The organism is Acidithiobacillus sp. TH-A36 (assembly GCF_057473445.1).
Genome location: NZ_JBYCKP010000496.1, coordinates 1 through 1,824, shown reverse-complemented (window position 1 = coordinate 1,824; position 1,824 = coordinate 1). Strand labels below are relative to the sequence as shown.

The 1,824-nt window shown below is 54.9% G+C and carries 1 protein-coding gene and 1 pseudogene; both read left to right on the top strand.

Annotation, left to right across the window (positions count from 1 at the left end; translation table 11 throughout):
- Nucleotides 1-503, top strand: a 503-nt coding sequence (locus AC2VLY_RS12675) for a primase C-terminal domain-containing protein (protein WP_486922393.1), incomplete at its 5' end; no start/stop codon positions are given.
- Between the two features lie 140 nt (nucleotides 504-643).
- A pseudogene (locus AC2VLY_RS12670) lies at nucleotides 644-1,824 on the top strand (DDE-type integrase/transposase/recombinase); the annotation flags it as partial.

The following is a 1,824-nucleotide window of genomic DNA, read 5'->3' as shown; positions in this document are numbered from 1 at the left end:
GTCACGTCATGATTTTTGAGTTAGGGCGTGTATGGGCTTACAAGGCCGTTAGAGAGCATTGGACACCGGATGGGTACAAGCGATGGTTAGATGCAGTAAAACGTAATCTGGATAACATAAACGATAATTTTAAGGTGCCATTGCCCGATTGTGATGTGGGCGCAACCGCCAGATCAATTGCTAAATGGGTATGGAAGCATATGGCACCTGATTCCCGTCAAGAGTTTATCCACAGCACGCATGGTTCAGACAAGCAACGGAAACGCCAAAAAGCCAGCGCAAAAAAAAGACGTGAAGCCAGTGCCCCCAAAAGAAATATGGCAATACTGATGCGAGCGCAAGGCAAAAGCTTGAAAACTATTGCAAATGAATTAGATACACCCAAACAAACCATCGCGAACTGGTGTAAAGTCGGAGCGTACCATTTGCCTATATCAGATGATAGCCGGGGGGTGGTGGTGGAGCCTGAATGTGTGGGTGAATCGTTCATGGTGGGGGTGTAAGCCCAAACCCTCGAAATTTTTGTTTGGCCTCGTAATTCCCTATTCCAAGAGCAAATCGGCCACCCCCCGGTGTCAGGGTAGTTGTCGCCTCTCTGAAATGGAGTCAGGTGCAGGTTGGGGGCGGAAAGTGGATTATCGAGATGAAGAGTTATTCAGCAGAACGTAAGGCCGCTGTATTGCAGAAGATGTTACCGCCCACCAGTTTATCTGTGCCAGAACTGGCCAAACAGGAAGGGATTTCTGATGTTACGCTGTACCATTGGCGTAAGCAGGCGATAGCGAGTGGGACGATGAGTGCAGTGACCAAGAAGACCGCAGAGTGTTGGTCTGCCGAGTCCAAGTTGGCAGCGGTGGTGGAAACGGCACTGCTGTCCGAGGTGGAGTTGAGCGCATATTGCCGGGAGAAAGGGCTGTATCCAGACCAGGTAAAAGGGTGGAAACATGCCTGTATCGTTGGGCAGCAGACCGCCACCCAACAGAAACAGACAGCGGGTGCGCAAGGTCGTGCAGACCAGAAACGGATTCGTGAGTTGGAGCGGGAACTGCGTCGCAAAGACAAGGCCTTAGCCGAGGCGGCTGCGCTGCTGATCTTGCGAAAAAAATTGAACGCCCTCTGGGGGGACGACATCGGGGAAGATTAACCCCGGTCCTGGAGCGGCAACAATTGATCGCCTGGATACAGGAAGCGGCTGACAGTGGTGCGCGCCGGTCGCGGGCCAGCACAGAAGCGGGCTTATCATTACGTACCGTCCAGCGATGGACAGAGGAGCAGGGAATGGTGAAGGCGGATGCCCGCACGACGGTGGAACGACCGGCACCCAGCAACAAGCTGAGTGAAGCCGAGGTGCAGGAAGTGCTGGACGCCTGTCATCGTCCGGATACCGCACACCTGCCACCCACCCAGATCGTGCCACGGCTGGCGGATGCGGGGGTTTATCTGGCATCGGAGTCCACTTTCTACCGAATCCTCAAGGCCGAAGGTATGAACGCACGACGGGGTCGTGCGCACCCGCCCCGCAAAGGGAAGTTACCCACCACCCATACGGCCACCGCAGCCAATACCGTCTGGTCTTGGGATATCACGTACTTGCCGTCGCCGGTGCGGGGGCAGTACTACTATCTCTATCTCTTTGAGGATTTATACAGCCGCAAGGCGGTGGCCTGGGAGGTCCATACGGAGGAGAGTGGCGAGTATGCCGCTGCGCTCATCCAAAGGGGCTTTATGGTGGAGCAATGCTGGCGGCAGCCATTGGTCTTGCACTCCGACAATGGTGCCCCGATGAAATCATCCACCCTGCTGGCCAAGCTTTATGATCTGGGG